This window comes from Nocardioides sp. TF02-7 (assembly GCF_022437945.1).
GTDB lineage: Bacteria > Actinomycetota > Actinomycetes > Propionibacteriales > Nocardioidaceae > Nocardioides.
This window is the reverse complement of record NZ_CP092535.1, coordinates 4707111-4729610: the sequence shown is the minus strand read 5'-3', so window position 1 is coordinate 4729610 and position 22500 is coordinate 4707111. Positions and strand designations below refer to the sequence as shown.

The following is a 22500-nucleotide window of genomic DNA, read 5'->3' as shown; positions in this document are numbered from 1 at the left end:
TGGTGACCCGAGACGCCAGCGGTTCGGCCTCGACCTCGGGCCGAGCGTGTCTCCGGCGCTGCCGCCCGGTCTTGGCCGACCGCCGTCGGCCGGCGGGCCCGCAACGGGCGGCACCGCCTCCCGCCACGCTGCCGGCCGGGTTTCTGGCCGAGCGTGTCTCCGGCGCTGCCGCCCGGTCTTGGCCAGCCGCCGTCGGCCGGCGGGCCGCAACGGGCGGCACCGCCTCCCGCCACGCTGCCGGCCGGGAGCGCGAGCGGTCACGACGTGAGGTTTCCCCGGCCGACCGGGGAAACCTCAACATGTCGGGCAAAGCAATGCCGGACAAGTGGAGGTTTTGCCCGTCATGTCGGCCCCGGCGCCACCCGGCGACCGGCCCCCGGCGCCGCCGGGGTTCGGTCGCGCACGTCCGTCCGGGCGGGCGCAGGGTAGGCTCGCCGCCGCACATCGGGCGTATAGCTCAGCGGTAGAGCCCTGGTCTTACAAACCAGTGGTCGCAGGTTCGATCCCTGCTGCGCCCACCGCCAGGTCCGTGAGAGTCCTCTCATCCGCGCCTCACCGGTCCCTCACCGCCGCTCGGTCTACTTCTCGTGTCCGTGAGACAGACACGAGGAAGGACCGAGATGAAGAAGATCAACCCGCTCCGGGTGCTGACGCTGACGATGGCGGGCCTGGTGGCCGCCGGCCTGCTGGCGCTCCAGCAGGGCGCTACCGCCAGCGACGAGCGTGCGGCCCTCAAGCGCGACGAGGACACCCCCGACATCGTGCTCGTCGACGACGACGATGACGACGACGACAGCGCCCGCAAGATGGTGCGCGACAACACCAACACCCGGTCGAAGAACACCCGCAGCCGCAGCCGCAACACCCGGGGCGACAACTCCCGCTCCGGCAACAAGAGCGGCCGCGACGACAGCCGCAGCGGACGCAAGGTCAAGGACTGGACGCGGGACGGCGGCGACCGCACCCGCGACTGGTCGCGCAACAAGACCAACGACCGCAGCCGCAACAACACCCGCTGAGCCCGATGACAGCGATCCCCACCCCGGTGACCGACGAGAGCTGGCACCTGCAGGAGGGCGACGCGATCACCCCCGAGCTGACCGCGATGCGGCTGCTCGGGGGCGGGTCGGCCTACGAGGCGTTCCTCGCCTTCGACGAGATCACCTTCGGTCCCGTCGTCGTCAAGGTCGTGCGGCCCACCGAGGTCGACGACCCCGAGACCCTGCACGGCCTGGAGCGCGAGGCGACCGCCCTCGACGTGGCCACCCACCCGGTCGTCGTACGCCGGCTCCGGCACGACGTCGACGGCCCGCGGCCACACCTGGTGATGGAGCACATCGAGGGGCCCGCGGCTCTCGACGCTGATCCGGCGTCACGGCCGGTTGTCGGAGCAGCAGTACCTGCCGCTCGCCGTCGACCTCGCCTCGGCGCTCCACTTCTTCCGGCACGCCGACGTCTGCCACCTCGACATCAAGCCGAGCAACGTCATCATGGGTTCCCCGGCCCGGTTGATCGACTTCTCCGTGGCCCGGTCGTCGGCGAGCGCGGCGGAGATCACCAGCCTCATCGGCACCGATGCCTACATGGCGCCCGAGCAGGCGGTGCCCGGCATCGCCGGTGACGTGCCTGGCTATGCCAGCGACGTCTGGGGCCTCGGCGCGACGCTGTTCCACGCGATCGCGGGGGGAGCGGCCGTTCCGCGACGGCGACCGGCACGCGACGGAGCCGGCCGAGCGCCACCCGCAGCTGCTCGACCCGCCGCGGGCGCTGCCGGGACGGGTCCCCCGCGCCCGTCGCCGAGGTCGTGCACGCCGCTCTCGAGCCGCGTCCCGAGGACCGTCCGCTCCCGCGGGAGGGTCGTGCACGCGCTCGAGCCGGTGCTCGCGGCCCTCCCCGCCCCCAAGCTGACGTTCAAGGTCAACGCGCGTGCCGTCTGACGGCCGGTTCAGCCGTTGAAGCGGTAGCCCATGCCACGCACCGTGCTGATGGTGGCGGCGCCGAACTTGCGGCGCAGGTAGCCGACGTAGACGTCGACGACGTTGGAGCCGGGGTCGAAGTCGAAGCCCCAGACGTGGTCGAGGAGCTGCTCGCGGGAGAGCACCTGGCCGGGGTTGGTGAGGAACACCTCGGCCAGGGCGTACTCCCGCGCGGACAGGTCGACCTCGCGGCCGTCGACCCGCGCCCGGCGGGTCCGGACGTCCAGCACCACGCCCCCGGCGGTCAGGGTGTCGGCCCGGTCGCCGTCGGCGGTGCCTCCCCTGCCGCAGCCGGAGCTTGACCCGCGCGAGCAGCTCGGCGAACCGGAACGGTTTGGCCATGTAGTCGTCGGCACCGCCCTCCAGCGCCGAGACCGTGTCGGTGACCGAGTCCCGGGCGGTCAGGACGATGACCGGCACCCGTGAGCCCTGCGCGCGCAGCTGCTCGAGCAGCTCGAAGCCGTCCATCCCCGGGAGGCCGATGTCGAGGACGACGAGGTCGAAGTCGCCGCCGAGGGCGTGGTCGAGCCCGGTCGGGCCGTCGGCGGCGACCACCGCTGTGTGGCCCTCCGCCCGCAGGCCCTTGGCGACGAACGACGCGATCCGGTCCTCGTCCTCGATGATCAGGATGCGGGCCACGTGACCTCCTGGATGGGTGCGTCGCCGGGGGCGTGGTCGCGCCGGACGGCGGGGACGGCGACCACGAACCGGGCCCCGCGGCCGGTGGATGGGTCCTCCACGTGGGCCGTGCCGCCGTGGGCGCGGGCGATGGCGGCCACGATGGACAGGCCGAGGCCGAACCCCTCGTCGCCGGGACGTACGTCGGCGCGACCGAACCGCTCGAAGATCCGGTCCCGGTCGGCCGGGCGCACGCCGGGTCCGGTGTCGCGGACCCAGCAGCGCAGCTCCCCGCGCTCCTCGCTCGCCCCGAGTCCGATCTCGTCGCCGGGATCGGTGTGCTTGACGGCGTTGTGGGCCAGCTGCAGCAGGGCCTGGGTCAGCCGTTGCTCGTCGAGGAGCAGGACCGCGTCGTCGGGCGCCTCGTCGAGCACCCACCGCCGGTCGCCGAGCGCCCGCGCCTTGGCGAGCACCGTCCTGACCAGCTCGCCGGCGTCGACGTCGTCGAGCGTCAGGAAGTCGGGCCGGTTGCTCTTGGCCAGCAGGATCAGGTCCTCGACCAGCCGCGACATCCGGTCCACCTCGTCGAGCAGCAGCTCACGGGTCTCCGCGACCTCGTCGGGATCGGTGAGGTCCACCAGCTCCAGGTGCCCGCGCAGGATGGTGAGCGGCGTCTTCAGCTCGTGCCCGGCATCGTCGAGGAACTGCCGCTGCCCGACGAACGCGGCCTCCAGCCGGTCGAGCATGCCGTTGACCGTGCGGGTCAGTGCCGTGATGTCGTCGTTGCCGGTCTCGGGCACCCGGCGGGAGAGGTCGGTGCCGCCGATCTCCTCCGCGGTACGCCGCAACGCGCGCAGCGGCGACAGCAGCCGGCCGGCCTGCCACCACGCCGCGCCCGTGATCACCAGGAGGGACAGCACGGCCACGATCGCGTAGGTCTGCATGGTCGCGTTGAGCTCGTCGCGGTCCTCGTCGAGGTAGGCGACGACCAGCAACGCCCCTCGCGTGCTTCCCTGCGACACCGGTTGGCCGGTGATCCGCACCTCGCCCTTGGCGGTCTCGAGGCGGGTGGTGCCGCCGTCGCGGGCCACCCGCTGGGCGGCGCTGCGGAACTCCGGGTCGTTGACGAGCGGGTCCCTGGGGAACTCGAAGCGGGGGCGGTCGTCCACCCAGCCGACCAGCAGCTCGTCGTCGTCGGGGACGTTGCGCTGGAGGAACGTGTACAGCAGCGACTCCACGCCGAACGGGCGTCCCGTCAGGGGGTCGACGCCCTCGTTGCGCAACCGGGCGAACTCGTCGAGCTCCTGCTCGACCTCCCGCTGGACGGAGTCCTCCACCCGCTGCAGCTCGAGGACGTAGGCGATCAGGCCGGTCGCGACGAGCCCGAGCGTCACGAGCGCGGCGACCGCGGCGGTGATCCGGACACGGACGGACAGGCCGGGCCGGCGCTCCGCCGGCTCAGTCATCGCCTCCGTCGTCACCGTCGTCATCGTCCCCATCGTCGCCGTCATCGTCGTCGCCGTCATCCCCGTCATCCCCGTCATCCCCGTCATCGTCGTCGTCGGGGTCGATGTGGGGGCGGGGGGTGACGACCACGACGTCATCGTCGTCGCGGTCGTCGCGGTCGTCGCGGTCGTCGGGGTCGTCGGGGCGGCCGTCCGGCGCCCGCGGCGGAGGAGTGCGGTCCTGCGTGGGCCGGGTCGTGGGGGTGGTCGGGTCCTCCTCCAGCACGATCGGCTCCCGAGCCGGTGGCTCGTCGTCGGCGCTGGAGGCCAGCGAGCCGAGGACGAAGGCGGCCAACGGCAGCACCACCGCCAACGGCAGCAGGATCTTCAGCAGCGGGCTCATGGCACCACGATCCTGCCCCCACCGTGGCGGGGCGGTGAGACGGCCATGAGAGGACTCTCATCCGGGCGGCGGCGCGGTCGCGATCGACGACCGGCCTAGAGTGGCCCACGTCACGACGGCGACAGCCCCGGGAGGCCCTCGATGTTCGTTCCGTTCAGTGTCCGCGACTTCCTCGACCGTGCGGTGAGGGTCTACGGCGACCGGGTCGGTGTGGTCGACGAGCCGGACCAGCCGGCGCCGGGCCAGGGCGAGCTGACCTACCGGCAGATGGGTGACCTGGCGCGGCGGCAGGCGGCGAAGCTGGACGAGCTCGGCATCGGCGTGGGGGAGCGGGTGGCGGTGGTGAGCCACAACAGCAGCCGGCTGTTGACGTCGTTCTTCGGCGTGTGCGGCTGGGGACGGGTGCTGGTGCCGGTGAACTTCCGGCTGCGGCCCGACGAGGTGCGCTACATCGTCGAGCACTCCGGCGCGCGGGTGCTCTACGTCGACCCGGAGCTGGAGGAGTCGTTGAAGGAGGTCGACTGCGAGCACAAGTTCGTGCTCGGTCACGACGACGACCTCTACGCGCCTGTGGGCGCGGAGCCGGCGGAGTGGCAGCCCGACGAGGCGGCCACGGTGACGATCAACTACACCTCGGGCACGACCGCGCGGCCCAAGGGCGTGCAGATCACCCACCGCAACTCCTGGGTCAACGCGGTCACGTTCGGGCTGCACACGACGATCAGCGACCGCGACGTCTACCTGCACACGCTGCCGCAGTTCCACGCGAACGGGTGGGGGATGCCGTTCGCGATGACCGGGGTCGGCGCGCGGCACGTGATCCTGCGCAAGGTCGACGGTGCGGAGATCCTGCGCCGGGTCCGTGACCAGGGGGTGACCGTGATGTGTGCCGCGCCGGCCGTGGCCGCGGCGGTGCTGGAGGCGGCACAGACGTGGGAGGGGGAGATCCCCGGCCGGGACAGGGTGCGGATCATCATGGCCGGGGCACCGCCGCCGACGCGGACCATCGTCCGGGTGCAGGAGGAGCTGGGTTGGGAGTTCATCCAGATCTACGGGCTCACCGAGACCTCGCCGCTGCTGACGATCAATCGGAGCCGGGCGGAGTGGGACGACCTGCCGGCCGAGGAGCGGGCGCAGAGGCTGACCCGCGCGGGTGCGCCCGCGCTCGGCGTCCGGCTGGAGATCGACCAGTCCGAGGAGGGTGCCGGTGAGGTGCTGGCCCGGTCCAACGTCGTGCTCGAGGGCTACTGGGACCAGCCGGAGGAGTCCGAGCGTGCGCTGGCCGGCGGCTGGTTCCACACCGGTGACGGCGGCTACATCGGCGAGGACGGCTACCTGACGATCGCGGACCGGAAGAAGGACGTGATCATCACCGGCGGGGAGAACGTCTCCTCGATCGAGGTCGAGGACTGCCTGTTCTCCCACCCGGCGGTCGCGGAGGTGGCCGTCATCGGCGTGCCGAGCGCGAAGTGGGGCGAGACGATCAAGGCGCTCGTCGTGCTCGGCGAGGGCCACGAGCCCTCGGCCGAGACCGAAGCCGAGCTGATCGCGTGGTGCAAGCAGCGGCTGGCCGGCTACAAGGCCCCCACGTCGGTGGAGTTCCCCGACACCCTGGCCCGCACCGCCACCGGGAAGCTGCAGAAGTTCAAGCTCCGGGCGCCGTACTGGGAGGGCTACGACCGCAAGGTCAACTGACCGGCCGGGGGACAGCCGTCTGTGGCGTCCGTCTCGTCCCTGGAATTCGCGTCGCACCGCGTGTCCCCTACAGTCGGTGGCTGCCAATTCCAGGAGGTACGAAAGTGCGCGCCACCATCTCGGGCGTCGTGGCCCTGCTCATGTCCGCTCTCCTCGCCGCCGGTCCGGTCGGCGTCGCCCCGGCCCACGCCGGCGACAAGCTGCCGCCGCTGATGCTCGGCCCCGGCGATGCCAAGGTCAACGGCATCGGCAAGCAGGCCGTGATGAGGATGTCGAAGCACGGCATCGTCTACATCGCCGGCAAGCACAACACCCGGCTGACCATCACCCTCGACGAGCAGCGGAACCGCATCCGCTACCGCGACACCAAGACGCTCCGCGTCAACTCCATGCCGAAGATCTGCAAGCGCCAGAAGGTCCGGAAGGGCATCTCCGTGGTGTGCGCGCTCCCGAAGCGGTTCCACGACCGGATGTTCGTCCAGGTGTGGCCGCGCCTCGGCAACGACTACGTCGACGGGCGTGACCTGCCCCGCGGCTTCCGCCTGTGGGTCCTCGCGGACGCCGGCCGCGACGTGATGTACGGCGGCGCCGGCGACGACTTCTTCAACGGCGCCAAGGGCAACGACCGCGCCTACGGCGGCGGTGGGCGTGACTGGCTGCGCGGCGGACTGGGCTCCGACACGTTGGTCGGTGGCCCCGGCAACAACCGCATCTCCCACTGACCTGCCGCCGGCCCCTGCAGGCCTCTGTATGACCCTGCATGCCCCTGCAGGCCCCTTCAGACGTGGTCGCGCTCAGGCCTCGACTGCGTCCTCGTCGACCGGCTCCGGGTCGCCCTTCGTGACCATCGTGTTCACGAAGTAGAGGACGCCGCCGACCGCGAGGATCCCGGCGCACCACACGAGTGCGCCGGGGTCCTCGATCGCCGTGTGCACCAGGATGCCGGCGTTGGCGAGGACGCCCAGCCACAGCAGGGCGGTCGGCGCGCGGTAGTGGCGGTGACCGACGTCGGTGCCGCGCAGCTTGAGGGCGGACACGCAGACCATGCCGTAGACGACGATGAGGAACAGCACCGTCACGGTGGCCAGCCGGTCGACGTCCGCCGTCGCCAGCAGGCCGCAGACCAGGGCGGTGGTGAAGACGATCGCCACCCACGGCGTGTTCCGGGTGCGGTGGGTGCGGGCGAACACGCGGGGTACGACGCCCTGCCGCGCCATGCCGTACATGATCCGCGACTGCGCGACCAGGGAGACCAGCGTGGTGTTGGTGACCGCGACCAGCGCGATCGCGGAGAAGACCGTCTCCGGCACGCCCAGCGGGCCGGCCTCGACGACGGTGAGCAGGCTGCCGCCCTCACCGCCGTCCGCGGAGAGTCGTGACATCGGGGCGACCATCGAGGCGATGAACGCGATCACCATGTAGAGCACCCCGGCGAGGAACATGCCGCCTAGGAGTGCCTTCGGGTAGACCCGCACCGGGTCCTTCGTCTCCTCGGCGAGGTTGGCGGCGTTCTCGAAGCCGGTCATCGCGAAGAACGCGAGGGCGACGCCGCCGAGCACGACGAGGGCGGGATTGCCGTCGTTGAGCTGGAACGGCTGGGAGAGGTCGGCGTCGCCGCTGCCGAGGACGGTCGCGCCGATGACGAGGATCAGCAGCAGGCCGGCGGTCTCGACCAGGGTCATCACGAAGTTGGTCCACACCGACTCCGAGATGCCGCGGATGTTGAGCAGCGAGAGCACCACGATGAACGCGATCGCCACCAGCGTCACCGGCAGGCCCTCGACGAAGGACTGGAAGTAGGTGCCGCCGAAGACCCGTGCGAGCGTCCCGGCGGCGGCGACGGTGGCCGCGAGCAGGCAGAACGTGACGAGGAACGTGACCGGGCGGCTGCGGAACGCCTTGTGCGCGTAGAGCGCGGCGCCCGCCGCTTGGGGGGTACTTCGTGATCATCTCGGCGTAGGCGAAGCCGGTGAGCAGCGCGATGGAGACGCCCACCAGGAACGACAGCCAGAAGGCGCCGCCGACGGTGAACGCCATCACGCCGATCAGTGCGTAGATGCCGGAGCCGAGGACGTCCCCGAGCACGTAGAAGAACAGGAGGCGGCCGGTCACCGCCCGGCGCAGCTTCTCCTCCTGAGGAGGTCGGCGGGTCGCGGTGTCGCTCACGGTCGTCCTTCTTCCCTTGTGGTGGTGCACCCCCTTCGCTACCCGCAACCGCGGCTCGGCAACCCCTCCGCGGTGACCGCTAGCCTGACGGCCATGCCGGCACTCAGGGACGTCCTCGACCTCATCCACGACTGGTACCCCCGGCCACCGCCGAGAGCTGGGACGCCGTCGGGCTGGTGCTCGGCGACCCCGACCGGCCGGTGAAGAAGGTGCTGCTCGCCGTCGACCCGGCCCCCGCCGTCGCCGCAGAGGCAGCGGAGTGGAAGGCCGACCTGCTCCTGGTGCACCACCCGCTGTTCCTCAAGCCCGTGCACGGCTTCCCGGCGACCACGCCGAAGGGCCGGACGCTCGCGACGCTGGCCGGTGCCGGCTGCGCGCTGCTGACCGCGCACACGAACGCCGACCAGGCAGCAGGCGGGGTGTCGGAGTCCCTGGCCCGGGCGCTCGGGCTCACCGACCTCGAGCCGCTCGTGCCGGCCGCGGGGGAGCCGATCGACAAGCTGACGGTGTACGTGCCGTCCGACGCGGCTGCTCCGGTCCGCGCCGCCATGGCCGAGGCGGGCGCAGGCCGGATCGGTGACTACGACTTCGCCTCCTACACCAGCGAGGGCGAGGGCCGGTTCCGGCCGCTGGACGGTGCCAACCCGATGATCGGCGCCGTCGGCGAGATCGCGACCGTCCCCGAGGCGCGGATCGAGGTGGTGCTCGCCCGGCACCTGCGTCGGGCGGTGGTGGAGGCGATGCTCGCCGCACACCCCTACGAGGAGCCGGCGTACGACGTCGTCGAGCTCGCCGACCCCGGCAACCTGCCGACCGGCACCGGCCGGGTCGGTGCCGTGCCGGCGACCACCCTCGGCAAGTTCGCCCGGCACGTCGCCGCGGTGCTGCCGCCCACGCAGCACGGTGTCCGGGTCGCCGGCGACCCCGAGCGGACGGTGCGCAAGGTGGCGGTCTGCGGCGGAGCCGGGGACTTCCTGCTCGACCGGGTCGCCGGCACCGACGTCGACGCCTACCTCACCAGCGACCTGCGCCACCACCCCGCCTCGGAGTTCGTCGAGAAGGGCGGTCCCGCCCTCCTCGACGTGGCGCACTGGGCAGCGGAGTGGACCTGGCTCCCGGTGGTCGAGGAGCGGTTGCGGTCCGCCCTCGGCGGGGACGTCGAGACCCGGGTGAGCACCACGTGCACCGATCCCCTGGACAATGCGGCTATGAAGGCCGACCCGTTCGCACAGCGCAAGCTGCTGGACCTGCAGGCGCTCGACGCCGAGGCCGACCAGCTCCGGCACCAGCGGGCGCACCTGCCCGAGGACGCGGAGATCACCGACCTCACGTCGCGGCGCGACCAGCTCGTCGGCAGGAGCCGCGACCAGCAGATCGTCGTCGACGACCTCACCGCCGCCCAGGCGAAGGCCGACGCCGACGTCGAGCAGGTCAAGGCGCGCCGCCAGCGCGACCGCGACCGGATGGACCAGGGGCTGATCACCAACCCCAAGGACCTGGAGCGGATGCAGCACGAGCTCCAGACCCTCGAGCGCCGGATCGCGACCCTCGAGGACGAGGAGCTCGAGGTGATGCAGCAGCTGGAGGACGCCCAGGAGGAGCTCACCACCCTCCAGGGAGGAGCTCGCCGCGATCGAGGAGAAGCTCGCCGGCCTCCAGGAGTCCCGCAGCATGCGGCGCACCGAGATCGACGCCGAGCTCTCGCGGGTCTCGGGCGCCCGGCTGCCGGTCGTCGCCGACGTCCCCGAGGACCTCCTCGCGCTCTACGAGCGGCTCCGCGCCAACAAGGGCGGCGTCGGGGCGGCCGAGCTGCGGGCCCGGCAGTGCGGCGGCTGCATGCTGACCCCTCGACAACGCCGAGATCGCGCAGATCCGCACCCGGCCGAGCGACGACGTGGTCCGCTGCGAGGAGTGCCAGCGGATCCTCGTCCGCACCGACGAGAGCGGGCTCTGAGCGGTGGCAGGTGAGGGACCCCGTTCGGTCCTCATCGAGGCCGACGGCGGGTCGCGCGGCAACCCCGGCCCGGCGGCGTACGGCGCCGTGCTCAAGGACGCCGACACCGGCGAGGTCATCGCCGAGGACGCCCGCACCCTCGGGGTGGCGACCAACAACGTCGCGGAGTACTCCGGCCTGATCGCCGGCCTGCGGCTCGCGGAGCTCTATGCGCCGGGCGCCGACATCGAGGTGCGGATGGACTCCAAGCTGGTCGTCGAGCAGATGAGCGGCCGCTGGAAGATCAAGCACCCCGACATGCGCCCCCTGGCGATGGAGGCCAACCGGCTGGCGCCGTTCGGCACGACGTACACCTGGGTGCCCCGGGAGCGCAACAAGCACGCCGACCGGCTCGCCAACGAGGCGCTGGACGGCAAGCGCGACGGGGTCACCGTCCGCACCCAGCCGACGGCCGGCGACCAGGTCCCGGACGAGCCGGAGTCGCTGATCGAGGAGGTCTCGAGCCCGGAGGCCGAGGCGCCGACCGGCCCGACCACGCTCGTGCTGCTGCGGCACGGGGTCACCGAGCACACCTCGGCCAAGCGGTTCTCCGGGGGGCTCGGCGGCGACAACCCCGGGCTGAGCGAGCCCGGGAAGGCGCAGGTCCGCGAGGCGGCCCGCTGGCTGGCCGAGCTGGGCGACCGGATCGGCGCCGTCGTGTGCTCACCGGTCCGTCGCACCCGCGAGACCGCCGAGATCGTCGCCGCCGAGCTCGGCCTTCCGGTGGAGGAGGAGCCCGGTTTCGCCGAGATGGAGTTCGGCGCGTGGGACGGCCTCACGTTCGCGGAGGTCGCCGAGCGCGACCGGGGCGGCCTCGACGCCTGGCTGACCGACCTCGAGGCCGCGCCGCGGGGCGGGGAGTCGTTCCGCGCGGTCGAGGCGCGGGTCGTCGCCGGCCTCGAGCGGGTGCTCGCGAGGCACGCCGGCCGCACCGTGGTGGTCGCGAGCCACGTGACGCCCATCAAGACCCTCGTGGCGCGCGCCCTCGGCGCTCCGTTGGAGGCGGTGTTCCGGATGGAGCTCTCACCGGCCTCGGTCACGGTCGTGTCCTACTACCCCGAGCCCGACACCGACCGCGTGAGCGCCTCGCTGCGGCTCTACAACGCCCTGCCGCCCGGGGAGCGGGACCTGCTCGACACCGGCCGCTGGTAACGGGACCTCACCGGAATCCAGCGGCCGTAGTGGTAGCGGCAGGCCGCGATGCGGACCTCGGTGTCGGTGACCTTGTAGACGAGCCTGTGCTCGTCGGTGATCCGGCGGGACCAATAACCCGCGAAGTCGTGCTTGAGGGGCTCCGGCTTGCCGACCCCCTGATTGCCGTTGCGCTCGATGTCTCGGATCAGCAGGTTGATGCGCTTGAGGACACGACGGTCCTGGGCCTGCCACCACAGGTAGTCCTCCCAGGCGTTGGCGTCCCAGACCAGCAACATGCTCAGTCGGAGTCGACCAGGGTGTGCTGCTCGCCGTGGCCGGCCTCGAGCCGCTCCATCGCGTCGAGGAGACGGCGAGCGTTGGCCGGTGACCTCATGAGGTAGGCGGTCTCGCGCAGCGACTCGAAATCGGCGAGGGACATCAGCACGACTGGCTCGTGCCCGGCTCGGGTGATGACGACTTCCTCGCGGTCGTTGACCACGCTGTCGAGAACCTCGGCGTAGCGGGCGCGCGATTCGGTGTAGCTCATCGTCTTCATGACTTCCTCCTGTACAGGAAACCGTACAGTCTTGGCGGCACGCGCGCAAACGCGAGTGCACGCGCTGGCGTCCGTGTGGCTTCCAGCCGGCTGCGGTGAGCGGCGAACCGTCTGACCGCGGCGTCCGCTCCTCAGAGCTCGCTGACGACGACGTCGAGCTGGGTGCCCTTCCTCGTCTGCTCGCCCACCTCGACGGTCCAGCCGAGCGCCCGGAGCAGCTCGGCCAGCGCGGCCGGGGAGCGCGGGTCGCCGCCGTCCTCGAGCAGGGGCGCGCACCAGCCGGCCCTTCGTCGCCTTGTTGAAGTGGCTCACCACCTGGCGGCGGCCGCCGACCTCGTGCAGCACCCGCACCGTCGCCACCCGCGACGCCAGCTCGGCGGGCGGCCGCCAGAACGCGGCGTACGTGCTCGAGCGCAGGTCGACCAACAGGCCGCGGCCGAGCGCCTCCGTCACCGCCGGGCCCAGCGCCTCGCGCCACCACCCGGCCACCTGGCCGAGCCCGGGCACGGTCGCGTCGCCGGACAGCCGGTAGGCCGGGATCCGGTCGCCGAAGCGCACCAGGCCGAACAGGCTGGAGGTGACGGCGACCCGCGACGCGGCCCGCCGCTTCGCCGCCGCGGAGAGCGAGGACGCGTCGAGCGCGTCGTAGAGCACACCGGTGTAGATCCGGTCGGCCCGCGCGGTGGGCGCCTCGGCCAGGCCGGCGTTGCGGGCGACGAGGTCGAGCTGGGTGCGCGAGAGGCCCAGCACCGTGCCGGCGTGCTCGGGGTCGCTGCGGCACAGTGACACCAGTGCGTCGACCGCCTTGCGGCGCGCGGGCGTGAGCGACGGCATCGAGAGGGTGCCGAGGTCGAGCGGCCGCCCGCGCCCGGGCGCGGCCTTGCCCTCGCTGGGCGGCAGCAGGATCAACACGAGCGACCAGGCTAGTGGTGGGTCCCCTAAGGTCGGTGCGTGCCCCGCAACCTCCCCGTCCGCGTCCGGACGAGCTCGGCGGCGATGCGGGCGGCGCTGCGGGCGGTGGAGGAGGAGCTGGGCCTTCCTGGCGACTTCCCGGCCGAGGTGCAGCAGGCCGCCGCCGACGCCGCGGCCCGCCCGGCCCTGCCGGAGCTCGACCGCACCGACCTCCCGTTCCTCACCCTCGACCCCGAGGGCTCCATGGACCTCGACCAGGCGGTCCACGTCGAGCGGCGGGGGAGCGGGTACGCCGTCCATTACGCGATCGCCGACGTCGCGGCGTTCGTGCGGCCCGGCGGACCGGTCGACCTCGAGGCCCACCGACGCGGCGAGACGCTCTACGGCGCCGACCGCAGGATCCCGCTCCACCCACCCGCCCTCTCCGAGGCCGCCGCGTCGCTGCTGCCGGGGGAGACCCGTCCGGCCGTGCTGTGGTCGCTCGTGCTCGACGCCGCGGGCACCTGCACCGACGTCACCGTCGAGCGCGCCCTCGTCCGCTCCCGCGAGCGGTGGTCCTATGCCGACGCCCAGGAGGCGCTGGACGCCGACGCGGCGGCCGGCGACGTCCTGCCCCTCGTCCGCGAGGTCGGCCGGCTCCGGCTGGACCAGGAGACCGCGCGAGGCGGGGTCTCGCTGCCGCTGCCCGAGCAGGAGGTCGACGTCGCCCCCCGACGGAGGGTTCCGGCTCCAGCTGCGCAGCCAGCTGCCGGTCGAGCAGTGGAACGCGCAGGTGTCGCTGCTGACGGGCATCGCGGCCGCCCGGCTGATGGTCGACGGCGGCGTCGGGCTGCTGCGGACCCTGCCGCCCGCCGACCCGCGCGACGTCGCCCGGCTGCGCCGGGTCGCGCAGGCCCTGCACGTCCCGTGGCCGGAGGAGACGGCGTACGCCGACTTCGTCCGCTCGCTGGACCCCGACCGGCCGTCGCACCAGGCGATGGTCGTCGCCTGCACCCGGTTGCTGCGCGGCAGCGGCTATGCGGCGTTCGAGGGCGAGGTGCCGGCGGAGCACGGCCACGCGGCGATCGCGGCGGCCTACGCACACGTGACCGCGCCCCCTGCGCCGGCTGGGCGACCGCTACGCGCTGGAGACGTGCCTCGCGCTCGCGGCCGGCCGGCCGGTGCCCGCCTGGGCGCTCGAGGCGTTGCCCGGCCTGCCGGCGACGCTCGAGGCGTCCGCGCGACGCGCCGGCGCCTACGAGCGAGCGGTGCTCGACGTGGTCGAGGCGGGCCTGCTGTCCGGCAGGGTCGGCGAGGAGCTCGCCGCCGTCGTCACGAGCGTCCGCGACAACGACCCGACGAGGGGCGTGGTGCTGCTCGAGGACCTCGGCGTGGAGGCACCCGTGACCGCCGGTCGCGCGCTCCCGCTCGGCGCCGAGGTGCGGGTCCTGCTCGAGACCGCCGACCTCGCGGCGCGGAAGGTGGCGTTCCGCCTTGTCTGAGCCGACGACCGCAGGACAGGTGCGACCCGGCCGCGTGCTGGTGACCGGCGGCGTCCGGTCCGGGAAGTCGGTCCACGCCGAGCGGCTGCTGGCCGCCGAGCCGGCGGTCACCTACGTCGCGGCCGGTCCGACCTACGACGACGCCGACTGGCAGGCCCGGGTCGCGCGGCACCGTGCCCGCCGGCCGGACGGCTGGACCACCGTGGAGTCGACCGACCTCGCCGAGGCGCTCTCGCTCGCCGACGGACCGGTGCTCGTCGACTGCCTCGGCACCTGGCTCGACGCCGTCATCGCCGGCGCCGGGCTGTGGGAGGCGCCCGCCCCCGAGGTCGAGGAGCACGTCGACGGCCTGCTCACCGGCGTCGTCGCCGCGCTCCGCGGCGCCGCCGCACCGGTCGTCGTCGTGACCAACGAGGTCGGTCTCGGGGTCGTGCCCGAGCACCGCTCGGGCCGGCTCTTCCGCGACCTGCTCGGAACGGTCAACCAGCGCGTCGGTCGCGCCTGCGACGAAGTGCACCTGGTCGTCGCGGGCCGGGTGCTGCGACTGCCGGAGGCCGTCGGGAGCTCGCGCAGCCGGTGACCAGAACCCTGCAGGCAGCGACCTAGATCCGGTGGCTTGCGGCCCAGGATCCTGCTCGGGAGCCGTCCGGCGGTCGGAGGCTCGCGAGAGGAGACGCGATGCGCGAGGACGTGGAGCTCTGCACCGAGGACGGCACCGTGCTGCGGGGGGTGGCACTACCGGGCGACGACGAGCGAGCCCCGGCCGGGGATCGTGATGGCGCACGGCTTCTCCGCCACCAAGGAGATGTTCCTCGACGACTTCGCGGAGCTCTTCTGCGCGGAGGGCTTCGACGTCCTGGCCTACGACAACCGCAACCTGGGCGCGTCGGACAGCCCGGTGCCGGGCGAGGTGGACCCGTGGCAGCAGGTGCGTGACTACCGCGACGCGATCACCTGGTTCGGCCAGCAACCAGGCGTCGACGCAGCGAGGATCGGCGTCTGGGGCTCCAGCTACTCCGGCGCCCACGTGCTGATCGTCGCCGCGATCGATCGGAGGGTGCGGTGCGTCGTCGCGCAGGTCCCGCTGATCACCGGGCTCGGGAACGGCCGGCGGCTGGTCCGCTCCGACCACTGGGCGGGGTTGCGCGCCGCCTTCGACGCCGACCGTCGGGCACGCCTCACCGGGGCGGCGCCGGCCACGATCCCGGTGGCGTACGCCGATTCGCCCGACGAGCCGTGTGCACTGCCGACGCAGGACACCCACGACTTCTTCTTCGGACCGATCCGGGAACGAGCGACGACCTGGCGCAACGAGGTGACGCTGCGGTCGGTGGAGATGTTCACCGAGTACGAGCCCGGTGCCTACGTGAGCCGGATCAGCCCGACGCCGCTGATGATGGTCGTCGCGGACGACGACGTGCTGACGCCCTGCGACCTCGCTCTCGAGGCCTACGAGCGCGCCCTCGAGCCGAAGGAGCTGCTGCTCCTGCCCGGCGGCCACTTCGACGCCTACGTCGGCGACGCCTTCGCCGTGTCGGGGCCGCGGCAGGCCGCCTGGTTCCGCCGGCACCTGTGTCCCGACGGCTGAGCACGTCCGGCGGAGACCCGTCAGCGCGGTGCCGACGGCACAACCGGCGGTTGCGATGCTGACGGTGAGGTGTCGTCGGAGAGGTGGCCGCGAAGCAGGCCTCGAGAAAGGGCCGGTGAGGTATACAGAGTCCGTCGACGAGGACGGAGTCGCGATGGCTCAGCGAACGGTGGAGCGACCGGGGGCGGGAGGCTCGCCCGCGGAGGAGTGGTCCGAGGCGATCAGCCGCTGGCACCGGGGGTGGCGGGTCGTCCAGCCGCCCTCCGTGCCCTCCGACGCGGGTCCGTTCGACGGCGTCCGGGGCTACCGGCTGGGCGACATCACGGTGGTGGGCTGCCGGGTCGCCACCTGCTCGGGGGGACGCACGGCTGACCGCCACAGCGACCTCCACGACGGCTCCGAGATCGGCATCCTGGTGCTCCACGGAGGGCGGGAGCGGGTGACGTGGGGGAGACGCACGCTCGCGGTCGGACCGGGCGAGGCACTGGTGTGGGACACCCGCGGCGACGGGCGCTTCCAGGTCGACCGGTTCGTCGACAAGACCACGATCTTCGTCCCCCGCGACGTCGTCGCCTCGTGGGGGACCCGGGCCGAGAGCCTGGTGGCCCGCGACCCGGTCGCGGCCGCGGCCACGCTCCCGCTCCGGTCGGTGCTGCGGGCGCTCGACCAGACGCCCGGCGCGGTCCTGGAGAGCCAGAGCGGCGCCGCACTCGCCTCGGCGCTGAAGGAGCTCACCTTCCTCGCCCTCGGTGCGGCCGCCCCGGCCGGCCGAAGCACCGCTGCGCGGCTGTGGCCGGAGATCACCCGGATCGTCGAGGACCGGTTGCCGGGGCCGGTCACCGCGGAGATCCTCGCGCGCGACCTCTCCGTGTCCGTGCGCACCGTCTACCAGGCGTTCGCCGACCACGGCACGACGGTCCGGGGGCCACGTGCGCGTGCGCCGGCTGGCACGTGCTCGGGAGGAGTTGACCGACCCGCGTCGCGACGAGGCCGTCGCGACGGTGGCCGCCCGGTGGAGGTTCCCCGACCAGTCGTCGTTCGGCAAGGCCTTCCGGCGGCAGTACGGCGAGACGCCGGGCGCGGCCCGCCGGCGGGCCCGTTCGACGTGAGTCACCTGACCGCTGAGGGAGAGAGCATGGGAGCGAGCATGGAGACCTACCGCGAGACCTACCAGGAGAGCATGACCGACCCCGAGCGGTTCTGGCTGGCTGCTGCCCGGCTGCTCGACTGGGAGCAGACACCGACCCGAGCGCTCGACGACACGGCCGCCCCGTTCTACCGGTGGTTCCCCGACGGCCGTCTCAACGTCTGCCACAACGCGCTCGACCGCCACGTCGAGGCCGGTCACGGCGACCGGGTCGCCCTCGTGCACGACTCACCGGTCACAGGGAGCACCCGGACGCTGACCTACGCCGAGCTCCGCGACCGGGTGGCCCGGTTCGCCGGGGTGCTGCGCGACCTCGGCGTCGGACCGGGCGACCGGGTGGTCGTCTACCTGCCGATGATCCCCGAGGCCGCGGTCGCCATGCTGGCGTGCGCCCGGCTCGGTGCCGTGCACTCGGTCGTCTTCGGCGGGTTCGCGCCGCCGGAGCTGGCGGCCCGAATCGACGACGCCGAGCCCACCGTCGTCGTATCCGCGTCCTGCGGGATCGAGGGCTCGCGGGTGATCGAGTACAAGCCGCTGCTCGACCAGGCGCTGGCGCTCGCCGAGCACCGACCGGAGCGCTGCGTCGTGCTCCAGCGCCCGGAGGCGCCCGCGGCGATGGGCCCCCCGCGACGTCGACTGGGCCGACGCCGAGGCCGCTGCGCAGCCGGCGCCGTGCCGGCCGGTTGCGAGCACCGACCCGCTCTACATCCTCTACACCTCCGGGACCACCGGGAAGCCCAAGGGTGTGGTGCGTGACGGCGGGTACGCCGTCGCTCTCGCGTGGTCGATGCGCCACATCTTCGACGTAGGCCCGGGCGAGACGATGTTCACCGCCTCCGACGTCGGCTGGGTCGTCGGCCACTCCTACATCGTCTACGGGCCTCTGCTCGCCGGTGCTACGACGGTCGTCTACGAGGGGAAGCCGGTCGGGACCCCGGACGCGGGGCAGTTCTGGCGGGTCGTCCAGGACCACCGAGCGGTCACGATGTTCACCGCGCCGACCGCCCTCCGTGCGATCCGACGCGACGACCCCCAGGCCTCGCTCGCCGCCGGCCACGACCTGGGCTCCCTGCGCCACCTGTTCCTCGCCGGGGAGCGGCTCGACCCCGAGACCCTCCACTGGGCCGAGCAGCACCTCGGTGTCCCGGTCCTGGACAACTGGTGGCAGACGGAGACCGGCTGGCCGATCGTCGCGAACCCCGCCGGGCTCGAGCTGCTCCCGGTCAAGCCCGGCTCGTCGTCGGTGCCGATGCCCGGCTGGGACGTGCGGGTCCTCGACCCCCACGGCCAGGAGGTGCCGCCCGGCGAGGACGGCGCCATCGCGCTGCGGCTCCCGCTCCCGCCCGGGGCGCTCCCGACGCTGTGGCGTGACGACGAGCGCTACCGGACCGGCTACCTGGACGCGTACGACGGCTTCTACCTCACCGGCGACGGCGGTCGGATCGACGAGGACGGCTACGTGTTCGTGATGGGCCGCACCGACGACGTCATCAACGTCGCCGGCCACCGGCTGTCGACGGGCCGGATGGAGGAGGTGCTCGCCAGCCACCCCGACGTCGCCGAGTGCGCCGTGATCGGGGTGAACGACCCGCTCAAGGGCCAGCTGCCACGCGGGTTCGTGGTGCTCAAGGCAGGCGTGCAGCGGGACCACGACGAGCTCACGGGCGAGCTGGTGGCGCTGGTGCGCGAGGAGGTCGGCGCGGTGGCCAGCCTCCGCGAGGTCACGGTGGTCCCGGCACTGCCCAAGACGCGCTCCGGCAAGATCCTGCGGCGGTCGATGCGCGACATGGCGGACGGGGCGGAGGTGGTCGTCCCGCCCACCATCGACGACCCCGAGGTGCTGGAGTCGCTCCGGCCCCTGATCGCCCCGCCGTCCGACTCCGACTCCGACTCCGACTCCGGCGGTGCTTAAGCGCCGGCGAGGCCCAGGAGCAGCGAAGCCAGCGCCAGCTCGACCCCCGCACCGAACACGTCACCGGTGACGCCCCCGAACCGGCGCACCGCCCGCCAGGTCAGGCCGACCACCACCGCGGCCGCGACGGCGACGGCGAGCGGCCCGCGCCACGGGTCGGCGGCGACCGCGACCGTGGCGAGCAGCGTCCACCCCGCGGCCGCCCACCACGTCGGCACTCGCCGGGTGAAGGTCGCGCCGAGCCCGTCGGGACGCGCGGGCGGCACCACCCCCGCGCACACGATCCACAGCGCCGCCCGGGAGGCGCACACCGCGCCCCCGGCGACCGCCGCGGACCGGGCGTCACCCACGAACGCCGTGAGCGCGGCGGCCTGCGCCCCGAGCACCAGCACCACCGCGGCCACGCCCGCCGGACCCGCCGTACCGCCTTTCATCACCTCCAGCGACCGGGCGCGGTCGTAGGAGGCGGTCAGTCCGTCGGCGACGTCGGAGAGCCCGTCGAGGTGCAGGGCGCGGCTCCCGAGCGCGAGCGCCGCGACGGCGAGGACGGCCACCGCCAGCGGGGGGCACCGAGGTCCGGCCGCCTGCCCACAGGACGAGGGCGACCGCCGCACCCAGGGGCACGACGGCCAGCGGCGCGAGCAGCATCGCGCCGGTGGCGACGCGCGGCGTCACCTGCAGCACCGGGGGCACCGGGATCGCGGTGAGGGTGCCGACCGCGAGCCGCAGGCTCCTCATCGAGCGCTCATCGGTGCTCGTCAGGACGGGAGCAGGTCGGAGAGCAGCGCGACGTCGCGCAGCACCGCTACCGCCGACCGGAGCACGGGAACCGCGGCCACCGCGCCCGACCCCCTCGCCGAGGCGCAGCCCGAGGTCGAGCACCGGCTCGAGCCCGAGCTTGGACAGCGCCAACGCCTGGGCCGGCTCGGTGGAGCGGTGGCCGGCCGCGAACCACGCTGCTGCGCCGGGAGCCATCCGCTCCGCGGTCAACGCGCAGGCGACCGACATCAGGCCGTCGAGAAGCACCGGGACCCCTGCGCTCGGCCGCCCGGACGAGGTAGCCCGTCGTGGCGGCGAGGTCGGCGCTGCCGAGGGCGGTCAGCGCGTCGAGCGGGTCCCGCACCCGGGCACCGGCGCGGTCGAGCGCCCGCTGCACCACCCGCTGCTTGTGCTGGAGCGCGGCGTCGTCGACACCGGTCCCGCGGCCGGTGACCTCCGTGGCGGGGAGCCCGAGGGCCGCAGCGATGAGGGCGGCTGCCGGGGTGGTGTTGCCGATGCCCATGTCGCCGCTCAGGAGCAGGCCGCCACCGGCATCGATCTCCTCGTCCGCGACCGCACGGCCCGCGGCGACGGCACGGGCGGTCTCGTCGGCGGTCAACGCGTCCTCGAGGTGGATCGCGCCCGAGCCGCGGCGCACCTTGTGCGCCACGACGTCGGCCGGAACCCCGTCGAGGTCGTCGTCGACGCCGAGGTCGAGCACCCGCACCCGTACGTCGTGGGCGGCGGCCAGCGCAGAGACGCCCGCCCGGCCGGCGAGGAAGGTGCGCACCATGGCGGCCGTGATCGCCGGCGGGTAGGCGGGAGACACCGTGCCGGGCGACACCGTGGTCGCCGGCGAAGATCACCAGCCGCACGTCGCCGAGCGGCGCAGGCGGCACCCGGCCCTGGGCCGCGGCCAGCCAGACCCCGAGGCCACCGAGCCGGCCGAGGGCGCCCGCGGGCGTCGCGAGCGCGGCCAGGCGCTCCGCGGCGGCGGCCGCGACGTCGGGGGAGGGAGGGGCGACGGCGGTCATGGTGGGGAACCTACCGCCACGCCGCCGGGGTCAGGTGACCAGCAGGACCAGCGCGCTCAGCAAGGCGAGGATACCGACGACCATCAGGATCCCGGAGAGCTCCGGCACCTCCGTCGTCTCGTCGATCTCCGGCACATTGGCTGTCATCGCGAACAACCCCAGTCATGTTCTCGAGGAGCGAGCCACCGCGTGGCTCCCGGACGTCACCGGCGGTACCCGGGCCGGTGCGGGCTACCCGGGAAGCGTCCCGATCGCCGTGGGACCCTTGCCACATGCCGCACGGGGACGGGAGCGCCGGCCACACCGTGCTCGTCGTCCCGGTCCCCGAGCTCGAGCCGTTCGTCCGCAGCCGCTGGGAGCACTACGAGCCCGGCTGGGTCTCCACCGACCCCGCCTTCACCCACGCGCACGTCACCGCGCTCGCGCCGTACCTCCCGGACCCGACGGAGCACGACCTCGACCTGGTGGCCGAGGTCGCCACCGCGACACGCCCGTTCGACTTCGAGCTCGCCGAGGTCGACGCCTTCCCCGACGGCACGATCTACCTGCGTCCCGAGCCGGCCGCCCCGTTCGCTGCCCTCACCGACCTGCTGTGCGCGGCGTTCCCCCCAGTGCCCGCCGTACGACGGCCGGTACGGCGTCGCGCCGCACCTCACGCTCGACCGCCTCGCGGACGGCATCACCCTCGCCTCGACCCGCGAGCAGCTCGGCGCGGCCGTGCCCGCGCGCTGCCGCGCCGACCGGCTGGAGCTGCACTGGTACGAGCCTGGCCGCTGCCGGGTGCTCGCGTCCTGGCTGCTGGGGGAGTGAGGGGACGGGCTGGCCTGTAGGCCGGATTCTGTGATCGGCGACCATCCATCTAGGACTGCCGTTGCCGACAGCCTCCAGCGGCCTACCCGCGTGCTCGGGCGAGCAGCCCTCCGACGCACGCTGTTCGGCCTTGCTCCGGGTGGGGTTTGCCGAGCTGCGACGGTCACCCGCCGCACTGGTGGGCTCTTACTCCACCGTTTCACCCTTGCCCCGTCCCTCGAGAGGGGCGGGGCGGTCTGCTTTCTGTGGCACTTTCCCGCGGATCGCTCCGGGTGGGTGTTACCCACCACCCTGCTCTGTGGAGTCCGGACCTTCCTCGGGACGCCGGTTCGCACCGACGTCACGCGGTCGCCCGGCCAGCCCGTCCGTGGGCGAGCCTACTCTTGGGCACTGTGCCATGGTGGGAGGTGACCATGAACGACCAGGACGTCCCCCTCCCGGCTCCGGCGATCGTCTTCCCCGACGCCGGGTCGCGCCCCCGAGTCGGCCTACCGCACCGCCCACGACCTGCTCGAGCGGCGCGCGCCGGCGGAGGCGCTGGAGGTCCTCGAGCCGGCGCTGGCCGAGGAGCCCGGCAACCGCGGCCTGCGGCTGCTGCGGGCCTGGGCGTTCCTCATGCGGGCCCAGCTCCAACGGGCGACCGACGAGCTCACCGAGCTGGTGGAGGACGACCCGTCGGACGTGTGGGCACGGCACGCCCTGGGCCGCTCGCTCGAGCGGCAGTCCCGGCTCCGGGAGGCGTTGCCGCACCTGCGCCTCGCCGCGGCGATGAGCGGCGACCCCGAGCACGAGCTGGCGGTGCTGCGGGTCGAGCGGATGTCGGGCGTCCTCGACGACAAGCCCGCTCGCGGGGACGACACCGCGGGCTGAC

The 22500-nt window shown here is 73.4% G+C and carries 17 protein-coding genes, 1 tRNA gene, 1 other RNA gene and 10 pseudogenes; 17 read left to right on the top strand and 12 right to left on the bottom strand.

From position 1 onward, the window contains the following. Positions 1–446: 446 nt before the first annotated feature. The 3 genes from MF408_RS24560 to MF408_RS24550 all read left to right on the top strand — a co-directional run bounded on the left by MF408_RS24560 (position 447) and on the right by MF408_RS24550 (position 1937). Positions 447–518 (top strand) — tRNA-Val (locus tag MF408_RS24560). Between the two features lie 102 nt (positions 519–620). Further along, complete coding sequence (locus tag MF408_RS24555) at positions 621–1019, top strand: hypothetical protein (RefSeq protein WP_240249748.1); 399 nt, start codon at positions 621–623, stop codon at positions 1017–1019. 363 nt (positions 1020–1382) lie between these two features. After that, a complete protein-coding gene (locus MF408_RS24550) occupies positions 1383–1937 on the top strand; it encodes a protein kinase (protein WP_240249747.1) in 555 nt (184 codons plus the stop codon). An 8-nt stretch (positions 1938–1945) separates the two neighbouring features. Here MF408_RS24550 and MF408_RS24545 read toward each other — a convergent pair whose 3' ends face one another. The 4 genes and pseudogenes from MF408_RS24545 to MF408_RS24530 form a co-directional block, all read right to left on the bottom strand. Continuing rightward, complete coding sequence (locus MF408_RS24545; RefSeq protein WP_240249746.1) at positions 1946–2209, bottom strand: winged helix-turn-helix domain-containing protein; 264 nt, start codon at positions 2207–2209, stop codon at positions 1946–1948. Positions 2210–2333: 124 nt separating this feature from the next. Further along, a pseudogene (locus tag MF408_RS24540) lies at positions 2334–2615 on the bottom strand (response regulator); the annotation flags it as partial. Beyond that, positions 2600–4138, bottom strand: coding sequence for an ATP-binding protein (locus MF408_RS24535; protein ID WP_240249745.1), 1539 nt, complete (start codon positions 4136–4138; stop codon positions 2600–2602). The pseudogene MF408_RS24540 and the gene MF408_RS24535, both read right to left, overlap by 16 nt. Then, positions 4053–4442, bottom strand: a complete 390-nt coding sequence (locus MF408_RS24530) for a hypothetical protein (protein WP_240249744.1) — start codon at positions 4440–4442, stop codon at positions 4053–4055. The genes MF408_RS24535 and MF408_RS24530 overlap by 86 nt, the downstream gene beginning before the upstream one ends. A gap of 141 nt (positions 4443–4583) precedes the next feature. On the opposite strand from MF408_RS24530, the gene MF408_RS24525 reads away from it, so the two are divergent. Further along, positions 4584–6137 carry an AMP-binding protein gene (locus tag MF408_RS24525; protein WP_240249743.1) on the top strand — a complete coding sequence of 518 codons (1554 nt, stop codon included), beginning with the start codon at positions 4584–4586 and terminating at the stop codon, positions 6135–6137. Positions 6138–6241: 104 nt separating this feature from the next. Then, positions 6242–6859 (top strand): hypothetical protein, encoded by a 618-nt coding sequence (locus tag MF408_RS24520; RefSeq protein WP_240249742.1) that lies wholly within the window; start codon positions 6242–6244, stop codon positions 6857–6859. Positions 6860–6931: 72 nt separating this feature from the next. Here MF408_RS24520 and MF408_RS24515 read toward each other — a convergent pair. Beyond that, positions 6932–8062: pseudogene (locus tag MF408_RS24515) on the bottom strand (APC family permease); the annotation flags it as partial. Positions 8063–8479: 417 nt separating this feature from the next. On the opposite strand from MF408_RS24515, the pseudogene MF408_RS24510 reads away from it, so the two are divergent. The 3 genes and pseudogenes from MF408_RS24510 to MF408_RS24505 form a co-directional block, all read left to right on the top strand. Beyond that, positions 8480–9409: pseudogene (locus tag MF408_RS24510) on the top strand (Nif3-like dinuclear metal center hexameric protein); the annotation flags it as partial. 755 nt (positions 9410–10164) lie between these two features. Then, on the top strand, positions 10165–10257 hold the full coding sequence (locus tag MF408_RS27560) for a hypothetical protein (protein ID WP_345893984.1): 93 nt from the start codon (positions 10165–10167) through the stop codon (positions 10255–10257). A 3-nt stretch (positions 10258–10260) separates the two neighbouring features. After that, positions 10261–11448 carry a bifunctional RNase H/acid phosphatase gene (locus MF408_RS24505; protein WP_240249741.1) on the top strand — a complete coding sequence of 396 codons (1188 nt, stop codon included), beginning with the start codon at positions 10261–10263 and terminating at the stop codon, positions 11446–11448. Positions 11449–11474: 26 nt separating this feature from the next. Here MF408_RS24505 and MF408_RS24500 read toward each other — a convergent pair. After that, a pseudogene (locus MF408_RS24500) lies at positions 11475–11726 on the bottom strand (Txe/YoeB family addiction module toxin); the annotation flags it as partial. A gap of 2 nt (positions 11727–11728) precedes the next feature. Beyond that, positions 11729–13198, bottom strand: a complete 1470-nt coding sequence (yaaA, locus tag MF408_RS24495; protein WP_240252171.1) for a peroxide stress protein YaaA — start codon at positions 13196–13198, stop codon at positions 11729–11731. On the opposite strand from yaaA, the pseudogene MF408_RS24490 reads away from it, so the two are divergent. From MF408_RS24490 to MF408_RS27550, 7 genes and pseudogenes are all read left to right on the top strand, one after another. Further along, positions 13142–13543 (top strand): annotated as a pseudogene (locus MF408_RS24490) (RNB domain-containing ribonuclease); the annotation flags it as partial. The gene yaaA and the pseudogene MF408_RS24490 sit on opposite strands and share 57 nt — an antisense overlap. Before the next feature lie 515 nt (positions 13544–14058). After that, positions 14059–14379: a hypothetical protein gene (locus MF408_RS24485; RefSeq protein ID WP_240249740.1), complete on the top strand. Its 321-nt coding sequence runs from the start codon at positions 14059–14061 to the stop codon at positions 14377–14379. Positions 14380–14398: 19 nt separating this feature from the next. Beyond that, positions 14399–14959 (top strand): bifunctional adenosylcobinamide kinase/adenosylcobinamide-phosphate guanylyltransferase, encoded by a 561-nt coding sequence (cobU, locus tag MF408_RS24480; RefSeq protein WP_240249739.1) that lies wholly within the window; start codon positions 14399–14401, stop codon positions 14957–14959. Positions 14960–14995: 36 nt separating this feature from the next. Beyond that, a complete protein-coding gene (locus tag MF408_RS24475; RefSeq protein ID WP_275693297.1) occupies positions 14996–15967 on the top strand; it encodes an alpha/beta hydrolase in 972 nt (323 codons plus the stop codon). 55 nt (positions 15968–16022) lie between these two features. Then, entirely contained in the window at positions 16023–17870 is a 1848-nt protein-coding gene (locus tag MF408_RS26380) for an AMP-binding protein (RefSeq protein ID WP_345893814.1), read from the top strand. Beyond that, positions 17818–18384: pseudogene (locus MF408_RS27555) on the top strand (AMP-binding protein); the annotation flags it as partial. The gene MF408_RS26380 and the pseudogene MF408_RS27555, both read left to right, overlap by 53 nt. Further along, on the top strand, positions 18364–19026 hold the full coding sequence (locus MF408_RS27550) for a hypothetical protein (protein WP_345893983.1): 663 nt from the start codon (positions 18364–18366) through the stop codon (positions 19024–19026). The pseudogene MF408_RS27555 and the gene MF408_RS27550, both read left to right, overlap by 21 nt. Here the strand turns inward: MF408_RS27550 and MF408_RS24460 are convergent. The 4 genes and pseudogenes from MF408_RS24460 to MF408_RS26360 form a co-directional block, all read right to left on the bottom strand. Continuing rightward, positions 19023–19580: an adenosylcobinamide-GDP ribazoletransferase gene (locus MF408_RS24460; RefSeq protein ID WP_240249737.1), complete on the bottom strand. Its 558-nt coding sequence runs from the start codon at positions 19578–19580 to the stop codon at positions 19023–19025. The two genes, MF408_RS27550 and MF408_RS24460, sit on opposite strands and share 4 nt — an antisense overlap. A gap of 349 nt (positions 19581–19929) precedes the next feature. After that, positions 19930–20034, bottom strand: a pseudogene (locus MF408_RS26370) (nicotinate-nucleotide--dimethylbenzimidazole phosphoribosyltransferase); the annotation flags it as partial. A gap of 91 nt (positions 20035–20125) precedes the next feature. Beyond that, positions 20126–20578, bottom strand: a pseudogene (locus tag MF408_RS26365) (nicotinate-nucleotide--dimethylbenzimidazole phosphoribosyltransferase); the annotation flags it as partial. A gap of 88 nt (positions 20579–20666) precedes the next feature. Then, positions 20667–20819: pseudogene (locus MF408_RS26360) on the bottom strand (nicotinate-nucleotide--dimethylbenzimidazole phosphoribosyltransferase); the annotation flags it as partial. Between the two features lie 164 nt (positions 20820–20983). Here MF408_RS26360 and MF408_RS24450 point away from each other — a divergent pair. Next, positions 20984–21415: pseudogene (locus tag MF408_RS24450) on the top strand (2'-5' RNA ligase family protein); the annotation flags it as partial. Between the two features lie 215 nt (positions 21416–21630). On the opposite strand, the gene rnpB reads toward MF408_RS24450, so the two are convergent. Then, positions 21631–21993, bottom strand: an RNA gene (rnpB, locus tag MF408_RS24445) — RNase P RNA component class A. Between the two features lie 143 nt (positions 21994–22136). Between rnpB and MF408_RS24440 the strand changes: the two genes are divergently transcribed. After that, complete coding sequence (locus MF408_RS24440) at positions 22137–22499, top strand: tetratricopeptide repeat protein (RefSeq protein ID WP_345893982.1); 363 nt, start codon at positions 22137–22139, stop codon at positions 22497–22499. The last annotated feature ends 1 nt before the right edge of the window (position 22500 follow it).

Coding starts and splice junctions, on each gene's coding strand:
- MF408_RS24555 (WP_240249748.1), top strand. CDS start 621: ATGAAGAAGATCAACCCGCTCCGGGTGCTGACGCTGACGATGGCGGGC.
- MF408_RS24535 (WP_240249745.1), bottom strand. CDS start 4,138: ATGACGGGGATGACGGGGATGACGGCGACGACGATGACGGCGACGATG.
- MF408_RS24530 (WP_240249744.1), bottom strand. CDS start 4,442: ATGAGCCCGCTGCTGAAGATCCTGCTGCCGTTGGCGGTGGTGCTGCCG.
- MF408_RS24525 (WP_240249743.1), top strand. CDS start 4,584: ATGTTCGTTCCGTTCAGTGTCCGCGACTTCCTCGACCGTGCGGTGAGG.
- yaaA (WP_240252171.1), bottom strand. CDS start 13,198: ATGGACGGCGTACCCGCTCCCCCGCCGCTCGACGTGGACCGCCTGGTC.
- MF408_RS26380 (WP_345893814.1), top strand. CDS start 16,023: ATGCTGACGGTGAGGTGTCGTCGGAGAGGTGGCCGCGAAGCAGGCCTC.
- MF408_RS27550 (WP_345893983.1), top strand. CDS start 18,364: ATGCCCGGCTGGGACGTGCGGGTCCTCGACCCCCACGGCCAGGAGGTG.